Genomic DNA, 13941 nt, shown 5'->3' with positions numbered 1-13941 from the left:
CTTACCCATCGCCTGGGTAGCTAGGGTGGCGGCGTGAATAGTGTCGGAGCGAATAACCGAAGAGGGGACTTTTAATGTAACAGACGAAGGACAAATTTCGCTTGATCAGGTCAAATATGTGCCCCCTCCCCCTGAAAATAGCCCTTATTGGCTTCGTGAAGGCGACATTTTATTCAACAACACTAACAGCGAGGAACTGGTTGGTAAGGTGGCATACTTTAATCTCAGAGGAAAATTCGTTCTCTCCAATCATATGACGATCATTCGGGTGCAAGAACCGCAGAAAATTAGCGGGGTGTGGCTTGCCTTTTGGTTGTTGCTCTTGTGGCAGCGTGGCTTCACACAAACTTTAGCTCGCCGGCATGTCAACCAGGCCAGTATTAGCTTGGCTCGTTTAGATAGCATCCCCATCCCCCTCCCACCCCTTGACGAACAGCGCGAAATCGCCCACATCCTGCAGGCGGTGGACGAGAAAATCCGCGCCGAGGAAAGCCGCAGGCAGGCGCTGGAGGCGCTCTTTAAGTCCCTGCTCCACGACCTCATGACCGCCCGGCGGCGGTTGCCGAAGGAGTTCGTGGCCCGGTTTGGAGGTGAACCCGCGCCATGAGCTTGGGAAGCGAGCGGAAGGCCGTGCAAAACCCCTTCCTCCGCTACGCCCAGGAAGTGGGCTGGACCTACCTGCCCCCCGAGGAGGCCCTGCGCCTGCGGGGCGGGGAGGGGAGCCCGGTGCTGCGGACGGTGCTTATTGAGCAGCTTCAGCGCCTCAACCCGGGCGTGGTGGACTCGGTGGCCAAGGCGGAGGAGGTCTTGGAGCGCCTGGTGCGGGTGCGGCCCGACATTGAGGGCAACCTCGAGGCCTGGGAGTACCTCAAGGGGCTCAAAACGGTCTTTGTGGAAGCCGAGCGCCGGGAAAAGAACCTCCGTCTTCTGGACCCGGAGCGCCCGGAGCAAAACACCTTCCACATCACCGAGAAATTCCGCTTCGCCAACGGGCGCTTTCGCATCCGGGCCGACATTGTCCTCTTGGTGAACGGCATCCCCGTGGTGGTGGTGGAGACCAAGGCCGCCACCGAGGAAGAGGGCATCGCCGAGGCTCTTGACCAGATCCGCCGTTACCACGAGGAGGGGCCGGAGCTCATGGCCCAGGCGCAACTTTTCGCCCTCACGAACCTGGTGCGGTTCTTCTACGGGGCCACCTGGAGCCTTTCCCGCAAGGCCCTCTTCAACTGGCGGGAACAGGTGGGGGCGCGGCATGCCGCGCCCCAACAAACAAACGGGGCCCCCCAACCCGATTTTGAGACCCTGGTCAAGGCCTTTTTGGTCCCAAGCCGCATCCTGCGGGTGCTCACCGACTACATCCTCTTCGTGCGCAAGGACGGGGAGCTTTCCAAAGTGGTCCTCCGCCCCCACCAGATGCGCGCCACCGAGAAGGTTCTTGGCCGCTGTCGGGATCCAGAGAAACGCCGCGGCCTCATCTGGCACACCCAGGGCTCGGGCAAGACCTACACCATGCTCACCGTGGCCAAGCGCCTTTTGGAAGACCCCCGCTTTCAGAACCCCACCGTGCTTTTGGTGGTGGACCGGAACGAGCTGCAGCAGCAGCTTTTCCAGAACCTCGAGGCCGTGGGCTTCGGCCACGTGCACGTGGCCGAGAGCAAGCGCCACCTCCGCCAGCTCCTAAAGAACGACGCCCGGGGCCTCATCGTCACCATGATCCACAAGTTTGACGAGGCCGACGCCAACCTTAACCTCCGCTCCAACATCTTCGTGCTGGTGGACGAGGCCCACCGCTCCACCGGGGGGGATCTGGGCAACTATTTGATGGGCGCCCTCCCCAACGCCACCTTCATCGGCTTCACCGGCACCCCCATTGACCGAAGCGCCCACGGCAAGGGCACCTTCAAGGTCTTTGGCGGCGGGGACCCTGGCGGCTACCTTGGATAAATACTCCATCCGGGAGTCCATTGAGGACGGCACCACCGTGCCCCTTTACTACCAGCTGGCCCCCAACGACCTGGTGGTGGACCGTGAGGCCATGGAGCGGGAGTTTTGGGCGGCGGCCGAGCTGGAGGGTGTGGCCGACATAGAGGAGATCAACCGGGTCCTGGACCGGGCCGTCACCCTCAAGAACATGCTCAAAAACCCGGATCGGGTGGACAAGATTGCCCGTTTCGTGGCCGAGCACTTCCGCCAGTACGTGGAGCCCATGGGCTACAAGGCCTTCCTGGTGGGGGTGGATCGGGAGGCCTGCGGCCTTTACAAGGAGGCCCTGGACCGCCACCTGCCCCCGGAGATGAGCCAGGTGGTCATCAGCCGCGGGCACAACGACCCTCCGGAACTCCGGCGCTACCACCTGGGCGAGGAGGAGGAGGCCCGGGTGCGCAAGGCTTTCCGCAAGCCCGACGAAAACCCGAAGATCCTCATCGTCACCGAGAAGCTCCTCACCGGCTACGATGCCCCCATCCTCTACTGCATGTACCTGGACAAGCCCATGCGGGACCACGTGCTCCTCCAGGCCATCGCCCGGGTCAACCGCCCCTATGAGGACGAGAAGGGGCGGCGCAAAACGAACGGGCTCATCGTGGACTTCGTGGGGGTCTTTGACCACCTGGAGCGGGCCTTGGCCTTTGACTCGGAGGACGTGGAGGGGGTGGTTGAGGGCCTGGAGGTGCTTCAAGCGCGTTTTGCCCGCCTGATGGAAAGGGGGCGGCAAGAGTACCTCCCCCTGGTTCAGGGAAAGGACGGGGACAAGGCGGCGGAAGCGGTCTTGGAGCATTTCCGCGATAAGGAGGAGCGGGAAGGCTTTTACGCCTACTTCCGCGAGCTGGAAGAGGTGTACGAGATCCTTTCCCCTGACGCCTTCTTGCGGCCTTTCCTCGAGGACTACCAAGCCCTCGTGAAGATGTACCGGCTCCTGCGGAGCGCCTACGAGCCCCACGTGCAGGTGGATCGCTCGTTCCTGCGCAAGACGGCCGAGATCGTTCAGAAGCACACGGCCACCCCCGGGGTGAAGGACCCCACGGAAACCCACGTCCTGGACGGGTCGGCTTTGCTGGCGCTATTGGCGGAGGAGAAGCCGGATACGGTGAAGGTCTTCAACCTCCTCAAGGCCCTTTACCAACTGGTGAAGGCCAGGGGCCGGGAAGAACCCTACCTCATCCCCATCGGCGAGCGGGCCGAGGCCATCCGTCGGGCCTTTGAGGCGAGGCAGCTTAGCAGCCAAGAGGCCCTTAAGGAACTCACCGCCCTAGTCCAGGACCTAAAGGAGGCCCAGGCCCAGCGGGGCCAAAGCCCCCTTTCCCCAAAGGCCTTCGCCGTGGCCTGGTGGCTTCGGGTGCAAAAAGGGGTGGGGGCGGAAAAGGCCGAGGCCCTGGCCGCTCAGCTGGAGCCGGCCCTTGAGGCGTGGCCGCACTGGGCCTCGAGCCCCCAGCAGGAGCGGGAGCTACGAAAGGAGCTCTACAAGGCCCTGGCCCACTTCGGCGTGAAGGACCTGGTGGCCTGGGCCAGCGAGCTTTTGGACCTTCTCAGGAGGGCGGAGCTTTGAACGGGGAAAGGGTGGGCCGGGAGATCCTTCTGGCGGAGGTGCGCGCCTGGGCGCGGCGCATCGGCGTGGAGGACCGCCTCCGGGAGGTGCAGATCCGCCCCATGCGGCGCAAATGGGCCAGCGTCTCTTCCCGCGGCCGCCTGACCCTAAACGCCGAGCTTCTGGCCCAGCCCGCGGAGGTGCGCCGGGCGGTGATCGTCCACGAGTTGGTCCACCTCAAACTCCGCCACGGGGCCCACACCAAGCTTTTCCGGGCCCTGGTGCGGGCCTACCTGGAGGAGGCTTCGCGGTCTTGACCTAAGGGAAGCCCTACAATGCCCCTGTGGGCTCCGGCTTCCACCGGCTTTACGCCGCCCGCCTGGCCTGGCGGTACCGCCTCCTTTTGGCCTTAGGGCTTGCCCTCCTCGGATTCTTCCACCCCCTTTTCGCCCTCCTTTCCCCCTTGGGGCTTCTCCTTCCCGCAAGGCTATGGGAGGGGCGGGCCCTAAAGGAGATCACCCGCCATAGCCTCGCCTACCCCACCGCCTTGGCTTACGGGGAGGAAAGGCTTTGGGCGGAGGTGCGGAAGCTACCCCTTTCCCTTCCCCCCTTTCCCTGGGGGCTTTTGGCGGCCTACCTCCTGGCGCTGGTTTTGGTCCTGGCCTTCTGGGGCTTCCGGGCGGGGGAAAGGGGGAGCGGGGGGCTTCCTGCCTGGGAAAGGCCCATGGAATTGGGCCAGGAAGGTGTCCCTTCCGAGGAGAGAACATCCCCCGGGGAAGGAAGGGGCGGGCCGGGGAGCCAGGAAGGGGGTTCCCAAGGAAGCCAGGAAGCCGCTCCCCAAAAAGGCCAGGGGGAAGGTTTAGGGGAAAGGCCTGAAGCAGGGAGGCCCCAAGGGGCAAAGGAGGGTAGCCCCCAAGGGCCTCCGGCGGGGGAGGGTGGGGCCTCTTCCCAAGGGGAGGAGGCCCCCACCCCCTCCCCGGGGCCGAAAGGGGTGGGGCCCGCCCCGGAGGGCGAGGGGGTGGCGGACCTTAGCCCCCCGGAAGGGGCTCCGGCTGGCCTCTTGGGCCCGGGCGGGGAAGGGGAAACCCCCGCCCTCCCCTCCCCCTGGCCGGAGGGGCGCCCCCCGGAAAGGGTGCGAAGGGGGGTGGAGGTCTACCTGGAAAAGACCCCCCTTCCCCCCGAGGCCCGGGAGCTCCTTAGGCGCTACTTCTCCCCTTGAGGCGGGAGAGGGCCTCCTCCAAGGAGACCGCCCCCACCTCCACCCGGTCGGCCACGGGAAAAGCCCCCAAGGAGCCCCCGTGCCCGAAGCGGGCCCCCACTTTGAGGGCCACGTCCTTGAGGAGTTCCCGCATCTTGGCGTGCTTTTCCTCCCCGTGCTCCTTGGCGTGGGGGTTTTCCCGGATTTCCAAAAGCCGGAGTTCCCCCCCTTCCCCCACCTCGTAGATGGCGTACCGGGGGGCGTGGCCGAAGGGGCCGGGGTAGACCCGCTCCCCTTCCTTGGCTAAGGCGATGGCGACCCGCATGCTTCCAGAATACACCCCCGGGGTAGGGCTATTCTTCCCTGCGCCACTCCCCGCTCTTGCCCCCCGCCTTGTGGAGGAGCCGGACCTGGGAGATCACAAGCCCTTTGGAGGCGGCCTTGAGCATGTCGTAGACGGTGAGGGCGGCGATGGCGCAGGCGGTCATGGCCTCCATCTCCACCCCCGTCTCCGCCTTGGTCTTCACCGTGGCCACGATGCGCACCCGCTTTTCCTCCCGCAAAAGCTCCACCTTCACCTCCACCCCGGTGAGGGGGAGAGGGTGGCAGAGGGGGATGAGGTCTGCGGTCTTCTTGGCGGCCAGGATCCCGGCGAGCTGGGCCACCACGAGGGGGTCTCCTTTCCCCACCCCGCCCGTTTCCAGGGCGGAAAGGGCCTCCTCGGTGAGCTCCACGAAGGCCTCGGCGGTGGCGGTGCGGAAGGTGCTGGGCTTTTCCGTCACGTCCACCATGTGGGGCTTGCCGTCCTTGAAGTGGGTGAGGTCCATGGCCTTTAGTGTACGCTTCCCCACCTGGGGCCGGGCCGAGCCCCTAAACGGCGAACTCCCGGAGGAGGCCCTTTAGGTCCAGGGCTTCCTGCCCCAAGGCGGGGTAGACCTCGGGGTAGCGGGGGAGGTAGGTCTTCAGGCGCTCCTCAAAGGTGGGCACCTCCGCCTTCCAGAAGACCCCGATGGGGATCCGCTCCCCCCACTCCACGGCCTTTTCCTGGAAAAGGGCCATCTTCCGGTCCAGTTCCTCCGGGGAAAGCCCTGCGGGCACGTGGGGATCGTAGCCTTCCTCCTGGAGCCGGTAAAGCCTCGGGGCGAACCACTCCTTGGTGTGGAGGTCGTTGTAGGTGGGGCAGGGCTGGAGGACGTGGAGGAAGGCGAGGCCCTTGTGCTGGATCCCTTCCTTGATGAGCTCCTTTAGACCCTTCACGTCGTAGGCGTAGCCCCGGGCGATCCAGGTGTACCCCGAGGCGAAGGCCAGAAGCAGGGGGTTGATCCGCCCCTGGGGGTTGGGCTTGGGCAGGCTCTTGGTCTTCTCCCCGAGGCCCAAGGTGGGCCCGGCCTGGCCTTTGGTGAGGCCGTAGACCTCGTTGTCGTAGAGGATGTAGAGGAGGTCCACGTTCCTGCGGCCTGCGGCCACGAAGTGCCCGGCCCCGATGCCGAGTCCATCCCCGTCCCCGCCCACCGCCACCACGGTGAGGTGGGGGTTGGCGAGCTTAGCCCCTTGGGCGATGGGCAGGACCCGGCCGTGGAGGGTGTGGACCCCGTAGGCGTTCAGGTAGTGGGGGGTCTTGGCCGAGCAGCCGATCCCCGAGAAGATGGCGGTCTGGCTCGGGTCCAGCCGGAGTTCAAAGAGGGCCATCTGCAGGGCGGAGAGGATGCCGTAGTCCCCGCAACCCGGGCACCAGTCCGGCTGCTTGTCCGCCTTGTAGTCCGCAAGCTTGAGCTCCACCATCCTAGACTCCTTTCCTGAGCACGATCCTTTCCCCGGCCCGGCCTTCCCGGATGGCCTTGAGGGCCTCCACCGCCTCGTCTAGGGTGATGGGGCGGCCGTTGTACTTCACCACCCGGTGGTGGACCCTTTGCAGGGTCTCCTGCTGCACCAGGTCGGCGAGCTGCCCCGAGTAGTTGTGCTCCACGGTGACAAGCCGCTTTCCCTTTAGGAGGGGGGCGATCTCGGGGAAGGGCCAGAGGAGCCTTAGGTGCAAATACCCCACCCCGGGGAGGTGGTCCAGGGCCTCGAGGAGGGTCCCCTTCACCGAGCCAAAGCCCAGGACCAGGACCTCCCCGTCCCGGTAGAGGGTGTACTGGTCCTCCTTGGGGATCTCCTTCTGGGCGGTCTTCAGCTTTTGCATCCGCTTTTCCATCTGGGCTTCCCGCAGGACGGGGTCCTCGGTGATGTGGCCCAGGGGATCGTGCTCGTCCGAGGTCATCCAGTAGAAGACCCCCTGGGTGCCCAAGGGGGGGAAGGGGGAGATCCCGTCCGCCTCCGGGGCGTAGCGGGGGAAGGGGGTGGGCTTGCCCGCCTTGGGGGGAAGGCGCTTTTCCCCGTCCAGGGAGAGGACCCTTAGGGCCTCCTCCGGGAGGAGCTGGCCCGTGGAGGCCAGGAACTTGTCCAGGAGGTGGACCACCACGGTCTGGTAGCGCCAGGCCCAGGCCAGGGCCTTCTGGGCGTCCAGGAAGGCGTCCAGGAGGTCCCCCGAGGCGAGGACGAGCCTCGGGTACTCCCCGTGCCCGCCCCTTATGGCGAACATCAGGTCCCCCTGCTCCGTGCGGGTGGGCATGCCGGTGCTGGGCCCGCCCCGCTGGTAGAGGGTCACCACCAGGGGGGCCTCGATCATCCCGGCGAAGCCCAGCCCCTCGGTCATGAGGCTGAAGCCGGGGCCGCTGGTGGCGGTGGCGGCCTTGGCCCCGGCGAGGGCCGCGCCCAGGGCCATGTTCACCGCGGCGATCTCGTCCTCGGTCTGGACCACGATCACATCGGCCCCCGGGAGGTGGGTGTGGGCCTCGAGGAAGACGCTCTCGTCCGTGGCCGGGCTTATGGGGTAGTAGGTCTGGAAGCGGAGCCCCCCGGCGAGCTTGCCCAAGGCGGCGGCCTGGGCCCCGGTGAGGTAGACCCGTCCAGGCTCGTGGCCGTTTGGGGAAAGGCGGAAGGGAAGGCTGGGCACCTCCTCCCGGTAGACGGCCTCCGCCACCTTCTGGTTGAGTTCCAGAACCTTAACCTTCCCCTTGAACTGGAGGGCGAGGGCCTCGAGGAGGGGTTCCAAGGGGAAGCCCAAGAGGTGGAGGCTTGCCGCCACGGCGATGGTGTTCAGGGTGCGCCGGGCCTGCAGGGAGGGCACCCCGAGCTCGGCCCCGATCCGGTCGGCCACCGCCTCAAAGGGGTAGGGGAGGGGCTGGACCCCGGCCTCGGCGTAGGCGGAAAGGATTTCCCTTAGGCTTGGGTCGGCCTGGCCGAAGCGCCGGGCGAGGTCCTCCGCCACCCGGTGGTCCAGCATGGGGAGCTTGTGGACCGTGAGGTCCAAGACCCTGGGGTCGTAGAGCACCACCCCCCCTTCCCGCACCTCCCCCAGGTGCCGGGCCAGGGTCTCCCCGTCCAGGGCCACCAGGAAGTCCACCTGGTCCCGGAAGGCCCCCACCGGTTTTCGCGCCAGGCGCACGTCCAGGTAGGAGTGCCTTCCCATGATGTTGGAGTGGTACTCCCGCTTGGTGGCTACCCACCACCCCCCCTTGGCCACCGCCCGGGCGAAGAGGGTGGCCGCCGTCTCTATGCCCCCCCCTTGGGGGCCGCCCACGCGCCAGGTGAGTTCTTCCATGGACCCCTCCTTCAGGTACCCTACTCCTTGGCCGGGGGATTGGCTAGGGGCAAACCTACTCTTCCTGGTCGGCCCGATGGAGCCGCTTACCCCAGAGGCTCTTGGGGGCGTGGTGCTCCAGGACCAGGGCCCGCACCTTTGGGTCTTGGATCCTTTGGGCGGCGTAGAGGGGGTGGTGGCGGCGCACCTGGAAGGCCCCGAGAAGCCCCCGCCGCAAGGGGTAGGGGGGAAGGGGCGGGGCGAAGAGGCCGGTGAGGACCCTTTCCAGGGGCCGGTAGGGCCTTAGGGCCTTGCCGGCGTCGTGGAGGAGGGCGGCCCGCACCACGTAGTCCGGGGCCTCGGGGTGGGCCTTTAGGAGCCTTTGGGCCACCCGCACGGCGTGGGCCCGGTCCCGGGGGTCCATGGCCAGGTAGAGTGCCCGTTCCTCCCCCTCCAGGTAGCGCAGGGCGAAGGCGTCGTCGGGGGGTTCGGGGAAGAAAGCCCGGGCCAGCCGGTAGAGCCTTTTCCTGAGCCCCAAGCTAGACGAACTTCTTGAGGAGGTTGGCGATCTCCTCGGGCTTCTTGGGGTTTACCTTCCCTTCGGAGACCTCGGCGGCGCAGACGGTTAAGAACTCGTGGAGGATCAGGGTGGCCGCCGCTTCCATGGCCTTCTTGGTGGCGGTCATCTGGGTGAGGACCTCGTCGCAAGGGCGTCCCTCGGCCACCATCTTCTGCAGGCCCCGTACCTGGCCCTCGATACGCCGTAGCCGCTTAAGGATGTTCTCCACGGTTTCCTGTCCTAGCTCGGTGGTCCTGGTCATGGGGCCATTATATACCATTACCCCCTATTTCGTCTTCGCTCAAGGGTTCCTCCTTGGCCTTGGGCCGCCTTACCCAAAGGAGCCTACCCCCGAGGCGGCGGGCGAGTTGCCTAAGGCGGGCCTCGGGGTCTTCCTCGAGGGGCGGGCCCTCCGCCTCGGGGGCGGGAGGGGTGCGGGGGGGCGGTTCAGCCGTTAGGGGGCTTTTTTTTTCCAGGGAGAAGGCCACCTCCTCCACCCCGAAGTGGGCCTGGGCCAGGGGCAGGAGGCGGGCTTTCTGCTCGGTGGCCCGCTTGTAGTGGAAGGCCTTTTCCTCGGGGAAGCAAAGGCGCAGGGTGTTTCCTTCCAGGACCGGGGTGGCCTCCCGCACGAAGGCCCTCAGGGTGGGCCTGAGGCCTTCCAAAAAGGCCCGCCAGCGCTCCCGGAGGTCGGGTTCTTCAGGCCTTAAGGGCTCGGAGGCTCCTTCCTCCCCCGCGGCTTGGGGGGGCGCGGGGGTTTCCCCGGGGCGGGGTTCAGGGGGCCCCGTCCGGGCGGGGGTTAGGGCTTGGCCCGCCCGGAGGAGGCTGGCCTCGAGGGCCAGGAGGTCCGAGCGCTTGGCCAGGCGCTCCAGGGCCTCGTCCAAGGCGGTGAGGGCGGCGAGGAGGCGGTCTGGGTCCAGGGGAAGGGCCTTTCCCCCAAGGCCAAAGCCCGCGTAAAGGGCTTCCCGGAAGGTTTCCATGAGCCCCCCCACCAGGCTCCTTGGGGCGAAGCCCTGGGCGTAGAGCCTCCGGGCCTCCTCCAGGGCCTTTTGGGCCTCCCCCCGGGCCAGGGCCTCCGCCAGGCGGAAGAGGGCCTCCTTGGGGGGAAGGCCCAAGGCCTCCTCCACCTTGGCCCGGGTGAGGGGGCCTTCCAGGAGGAGGAGGCGGTCTAGGAGGCTTTCCGCATCCCGCATGGCCCCGTCCGCCAGGCGGCCGAGGAGAAGGAGGGCCTCCTCCTCGGCCTCCCGCCCCAGTTCCTTGAGGATCCGCTTGAGCTTTTGGGCGATCTCCTCCTCCGTGAGGCGGCGGAAGCGAAAGTGCTGCGTGCGGGAGAGGATGGTGGGGGGCATCCTTTCGGGCTCGGTGGTGGCGAAGACGAAGAGGACGTGGGGCGGGGGCTCCTCCAGGGTCTTGAGGAGGGCGTTGAAGGCGCTTTTGGAGAGCATGTGGGCCTCGTCCAGGATGAAGACCTTCTTGGGGGCGGAAAGGGGGGCGAGGAGAATCCTTTCCCTTAGCTCCCGCACGTCCTCCACGGAGTTGTTGCTGGCGGCGTCAATCTCCACCACGTCGGGGTGGGCACCCTTCTGCACCGCCTGGCAGTAGGGGCAGGCCCCGCAAGGGGGGTCTTTCCCCTGGCACCCCACCGCCATGGCCAAAAGCCTCGCCGTGGTGGTCTTGCCCACCCCCCTGGGCCCCGAGAAGAGGTAGGCCTGGGCGAGCCTCCCCTCCCGGATGGCCCTTAGGAGGGGCTCCTTCACGTGCTCTTGGCCCACCACCTCCTGGAAGGTGAGGGGGCGGTACCGGCGGTAGAGGGCGCTCACAAGGGCTAGTATAGGGCGTGGTGCGGAGCTTTCTTTCCTTCCACGTGGAGGCCCCCCTCGAGGCGGTCTTGGCCTGGGTTCGGGGGCGCACGGGAGGGGCCGGGGTCTACCTGGTCCCCGACCCGCCCTGGACGAGCCTCTACCACGAGGCCCTCGAGGCGGAGGAGAACGAGGAGGCCATCCGGGCTTTCCTCAAGGAGCTTTCCCGCCTGGGGCGGGCCTTGGCCTTCATGGTCTTAGGCGAGGAGGACCTCCTTTTCCTCCTGGCCGAGGGGGGAGAGGTGCAGGCGGAGCTAAGGGCGGGGCCGGAGCTCGGGGAGGCCCTGAAGGCCCCACAGGCGTGGGCGCCCCTTCTGGAGCGGGCCAAGGCCCTTCCTCCTGAGCACGGGGTCAGGGCCCTGGCCCTTGCCTTTGGCCTCCACCCGGACCACGCCCTTCTGGGCTTTTTGGACCTCCTGGAGGCCGAGGAGGAGGGGGGTTTGCCCGAGGAGGTGGTCTACCTTGAGTGAAGCCCTTTTGGTCAAGGTGGGGGGAAGCCTGAGGGGAGCCGAGGCCCTTCTTTCCGAGCTTGCCGCCTACCCCGGCCCCTTGGTCCTCGTCCACGGGGGCGGGCCCGAGATCGGGGCCTGGCTCAAGCGCCTGGGGTACGAGAGCCGCTTCGTGGGGGGGCTTAGGGTAACGCCCCCGGAGCACCTGGAGGCGGTGGAGATGGCCCTTTACCTCACGGGCAAGCGCCTGGCGGAGGGGCTTTCCCGAAGGGGAAGGAAGGCCCTTGCCCTCTCGGGGCGGGACGCCCTTTGCCTAAAGGGAAGGGCGCTACCCGGCCTGGGCCGGGTGGGGGAGGTGGTGGGGGTGGAGGAGGGGCTTCTTTTAGACCTCCTGGAAAAGGGCTACACCCCCCTTCTCGCCCCCATCGCCTTGGACGAGGAGGGCCCCTTGAACGTGAACGCCGACACCGCCGCAGGGGCCGTGGCCGGGGCCTTGGGGTGGCCTGCGGTCTTCCTCACCGACGTGGAGGGGGTCTACCGGGACCCCAAAGACCCCAAGACCCGCCTGGCCCACCTGACCCCGGAGGCGGTGGCGGCCCTGAAGGAGGAAGGCGTGGTCCAGGGGGGAATGATCCCCAAGGTGGAGGCGGCCCTTTTCGCCTTAAGGGCCGGGGCCCCCTGGGCGGCCATCGCCAAGGGGGAACGGGGGGTTTTGGAGGCCGTCCTACGGAAAGAAGCGGGGACCCGTTTCACCCCTTGAGGAGGCCCAAAAAGGCCTTCATGAAGGCGGGGAGGTCCTTAGGCCCTTGGGCCGTGACCAAAAGCCCGTCCACCACCACCCCTTCCTCCTGGTAAAGCCCCCCGGCGTTTTCCAGGTCGTCCCGGATGGAGAAAAACCCTGTCACCCGCCGGCCCCGCACGAGCCCGGCGCTCACCAGGACCCAGGGGCCGTGGCAGATGGCCCCGAGGGGCTTCCCCTCCCCCGCCACTTTCCGCACCAGGGCGAGGACCTCGGGGCTTCGCCGCAGGTAGTCGGGGGCGAACCCCCCGGGGATGATTAGGCCCGCCAAGGGCGGGGCCTCCCTGGCCGCCACCTCCGCCTCCCAGGTGAGGCCCGACTTGGCCCGGTACGCCTCGGCCTCGAGGCCGATGACCACCGGGGTGTACCCCGCCTCCCAAAGCCGGTAGTAGGGGTAGAGGAACTCCCGCTCGTCAAAGAGGTCCGCTAGGAGAATCCCGATCCTTTCCACGCCACACCTCCAGGAACTCCTTGAGGATATTCCCCGTCACCCCCCAGATGTCCACCCCCCGCCAGGGGAAGTGCCAGACGGTGCGGCCCAGGCGCACCTCGCTCCAGGGTGTCACCTTTAGAAGCTCCTCCAGGGGGGCGAGGAGCACCTCGGCCACCTCCTCGGGGTTGGGCCTTAGGGGGGGAAGGTCCTCGCGGAAGACCACCACGGGCTGCACCAAAAAGCCCTGGGGGGAGAGGGTGGGGGAGAGGAAGCCCAAAGGCTCCACCCCCTTAAGCCCCACCTCTTCCTCCGCCTCCCTTAGGGCCGCCTCCACCACGCCCTCCCCCGGCTCCACCACCCCCCCGGGGAAGCTCACCTGGCCGGCGTGGGTGGGGAGGTGGGGGCTCCTTAGGGTGAAGAGGAGGTGCGCCCCGAGAAGGGGCACGGCCACCGCCGCCAGGCGGAAGCCGGGCGGGAGTTCTAGCCCTCCCGGCAGGCTTTGAGGGAGCGCTTCCTTAAGGCGCTCTCGGGGTCCAGCCCCCGTTTTACGAAAAGCCCCACCAGGTTCCAAAGCGCCTCCTCCAGGTCCCCCGCTTCCAGGGCCTTCCTCAGGCCCTCCTCGCTTCCTGGGTCTATTCCCTTCTTCTGGAGCTCGTAGGCCCGAAGGAGGGTGGGAAGCCCTTTGGGAAGGCCGCAGGGGTCTTCCTTCTTGCCCTCCATGGCCTTCAGGTCCTCCCAGCGGGCCTTCACCTCCTCCGGGGTCTTGGCGGTGGCCTCCCCGAAGACGTGGGGGTGGCGGCGGATGAGCTTCTCCACGATGGCCGCCTCCACGTCCCTATAGGTGAAGCGCCCTTCCTCCTCGGCGATGACGCTGTGGAAGGCCACCTGCAGGAGGACGTCCCCGAGCTCCTCCGCCATCTCCTGGGGGTTTCCCTTGAGGAGGGCGTCCGCCGCCTCCGAGGCCTCCTCGAGGAGATAAGGGACCAGGCTCTCGTGGGTCTGGGCCCGGTCCCAGGGGCATCCCCCGGGGCCCCTCAGGCGCCGCATCACCTCAAGAAGCCGCTCCATGCCTCCCATTCTCCCTTAGAAGGAGCCCCCCCGCCAGGGAGAGCCCCACCAAGAGGAGGCTTAGGGGGTCCAGGGGGGCGGGCTCCAGGGTCCATCCCCCGGGGCCCGGTGTGGGGAGGCCGGTGGTGCGGGTGAGGAGGAAGAGGAGAAGGAGCGTCCCCACCAGGTAGCGCCCCGCCCTCACCCACCCTTTCCCCGGGCGCACCTCAAGAAGGGGAAGGAGGAGAAGGGAAAGCCCGTAGCCCAACTCCAGGGCCAAAAGGACCATGAAGAGGAGGCCGTACCAGAAGCCCGGGGTCCTCAGGGCGAAGGCGGGATCCTGCACCCGGAAGACCTCCCCGCAAAGCCCCCCGCCCAAGGGGGTGTCTCCTAGGCCCAAAAGCTGGAGGAAGAAGGGGAGGATGAGGAAAAAAGCGGCCAGCCGGAGCCCCACG

The 13941-nt window shown here is 67.2% G+C and carries 18 protein-coding genes; 7 read left to right on the top strand and 11 right to left on the bottom strand.

What is annotated here, in order from left to right; all coding sequences use genetic code 11:
* Nucleotides 1-40 precede the first annotated feature (40 nt).
* From IEX93_RS08660 to IEX93_RS08645, 5 genes are read left to right on the top strand one after another with little or no spacing between them, the layout of a single operon-like run.
* Entirely contained in the window at nt 41-607 is a 567-nt protein-coding gene (locus tag IEX93_RS08660; protein WP_188847812.1) for a restriction endonuclease subunit S, read from the top strand.
* The gene (locus tag IEX93_RS11600; RefSeq protein WP_229906141.1) at nt 604-1944 is read left to right on the top strand and encodes a type I restriction endonuclease subunit R; all 1341 of its coding nucleotides are present in this window, start codon (nt 604-606) and stop codon (nt 1942-1944) included. The genes IEX93_RS08660 and IEX93_RS11600 overlap by 4 nt, the downstream gene beginning before the upstream one ends.
* Nucleotides 1910-3544, top strand: a complete 1635-nt coding sequence (locus IEX93_RS11595; RefSeq protein WP_229906140.1) for a type I restriction enzyme subunit R domain-containing protein — start codon at nt 1910-1912, stop codon at nt 3542-3544. Before IEX93_RS11600 ends, IEX93_RS11595 begins: the two co-directional genes overlap by 35 nt.
* On the top strand, nt 3541-3840 hold the full coding sequence (locus IEX93_RS08650; RefSeq protein ID WP_188847811.1) for a M48 metallopeptidase family protein: 300 nt from the start codon (nt 3541-3543) through the stop codon (nt 3838-3840). Before IEX93_RS11595 ends, IEX93_RS08650 begins: the two co-directional genes overlap by 4 nt.
* A gap of 26 nt (nt 3841-3866) precedes the next feature.
* On the top strand, nt 3867-4742 hold the full coding sequence (locus IEX93_RS08645; protein WP_188847810.1) for a hypothetical protein: 876 nt from the start codon (nt 3867-3869) through the stop codon (nt 4740-4742).
* Here IEX93_RS08645 and IEX93_RS08640 read toward each other — a convergent pair.
* From IEX93_RS08640 to dnaX, 7 genes are read right to left on the bottom strand one after another with little or no spacing between them, the layout of a single operon-like run.
* Nucleotides 4720-5046, bottom strand: coding sequence for a NifB/NifX family molybdenum-iron cluster-binding protein (locus IEX93_RS08640; protein ID WP_188847809.1), 327 nt, complete (start codon nt 5044-5046; stop codon nt 4720-4722). The two genes, IEX93_RS08645 and IEX93_RS08640, sit on opposite strands and share 23 nt — an antisense overlap.
* A gap of 28 nt (nt 5047-5074) precedes the next feature.
* Entirely contained in the window at nt 5075-5548 is a 474-nt protein-coding gene (gene moaC, locus IEX93_RS08635) for a cyclic pyranopterin monophosphate synthase MoaC (RefSeq protein WP_188847808.1), read from the bottom strand.
* A gap of 43 nt (nt 5549-5591) precedes the next feature.
* Nucleotides 5592-6503 (bottom strand): 2-oxoacid:ferredoxin oxidoreductase subunit beta, encoded by a 912-nt coding sequence (locus IEX93_RS08630; RefSeq protein WP_188847807.1) that lies wholly within the window; start codon nt 6501-6503, stop codon nt 5592-5594.
* A 1-nt stretch (nt 6504) separates the two neighbouring features.
* Nucleotides 6505-8364 carry a 2-oxoacid:acceptor oxidoreductase subunit alpha gene (locus IEX93_RS08625; protein ID WP_188847806.1) on the bottom strand — a complete coding sequence of 620 codons (1860 nt, stop codon included), beginning with the start codon at nt 8362-8364 and terminating at the stop codon, nt 6505-6507.
* A gap of 55 nt (nt 8365-8419) precedes the next feature.
* Nucleotides 8420-8881 (bottom strand): HD domain-containing protein, encoded by a 462-nt coding sequence (locus tag IEX93_RS08620; RefSeq protein ID WP_188847805.1) that lies wholly within the window; start codon nt 8879-8881, stop codon nt 8420-8422.
* A 1-nt stretch (nt 8882) separates the two neighbouring features.
* Nucleotides 8883-9164 (bottom strand): metal-sensitive transcriptional regulator, encoded by a 282-nt coding sequence (locus IEX93_RS08615; RefSeq protein WP_188847804.1) that lies wholly within the window; start codon nt 9162-9164, stop codon nt 8883-8885.
* A 7-nt stretch (nt 9165-9171) separates the two neighbouring features.
* Nucleotides 9172-10719, bottom strand: coding sequence for a DNA polymerase III subunit gamma/tau (dnaX, locus tag IEX93_RS08610; protein WP_188847803.1), 1548 nt, complete (start codon nt 10717-10719; stop codon nt 9172-9174).
* Nucleotides 10720-10736: 17 nt separating this feature from the next.
* Here dnaX and IEX93_RS08605 point away from each other — a divergent pair, with 17 nt between their 5' ends.
* Entirely contained in the window at nt 10737-11228 is a 492-nt protein-coding gene (locus tag IEX93_RS08605; RefSeq protein ID WP_188847802.1) for a hypothetical protein, read from the top strand.
* On the top strand, nt 11221-11967 hold the full coding sequence (argB, locus tag IEX93_RS08600) for an acetylglutamate kinase (RefSeq protein ID WP_188847801.1): 747 nt from the start codon (nt 11221-11223) through the stop codon (nt 11965-11967). Before IEX93_RS08605 ends, argB begins: the two co-directional genes overlap by 8 nt.
* Here the strand turns inward: argB and IEX93_RS08595 are convergent.
* From IEX93_RS08595 to IEX93_RS08580, 4 genes are read right to left on the bottom strand one after another with little or no spacing between them, the layout of a single operon-like run.
* On the bottom strand, nt 11957-12457 hold the full coding sequence (locus IEX93_RS08595; protein ID WP_188847800.1) for a type 1 glutamine amidotransferase domain-containing protein: 501 nt from the start codon (nt 12455-12457) through the stop codon (nt 11957-11959). The two genes, argB and IEX93_RS08595, sit on opposite strands and share 11 nt — an antisense overlap.
* The gene (locus tag IEX93_RS08590; RefSeq protein WP_188847799.1) at nt 12420-12890 is read right to left on the bottom strand and encodes an NUDIX hydrolase; all 471 of its coding nucleotides are present in this window, start codon (nt 12888-12890) and stop codon (nt 12420-12422) included. The genes IEX93_RS08595 and IEX93_RS08590 overlap by 38 nt, the downstream gene beginning before the upstream one ends.
* 29 nt (nt 12891-12919) lie before the next feature.
* Complete coding sequence (locus tag IEX93_RS08585) at nt 12920-13516, bottom strand: MazG family protein (protein WP_188847798.1); 597 nt, start codon at nt 13514-13516, stop codon at nt 12920-12922.
* Complete coding sequence (locus IEX93_RS08580) at nt 13491-13940, bottom strand: hypothetical protein (protein ID WP_188847797.1); 450 nt, start codon at nt 13938-13940, stop codon at nt 13491-13493. The genes IEX93_RS08585 and IEX93_RS08580 overlap by 26 nt, the downstream gene beginning before the upstream one ends.
* Between the last annotated feature and the right edge of the window lies 1 nt (nt 13941).

The sequence above is a fragment of the Thermus composti genome, from assembly GCF_014647535.1.
GTDB lineage: Bacteria > Deinococcota > Deinococci > Deinococcales > Thermaceae > Thermus > Thermus composti.
This window is presented reverse-complemented; position numbering and strand designations above follow the sequence as displayed.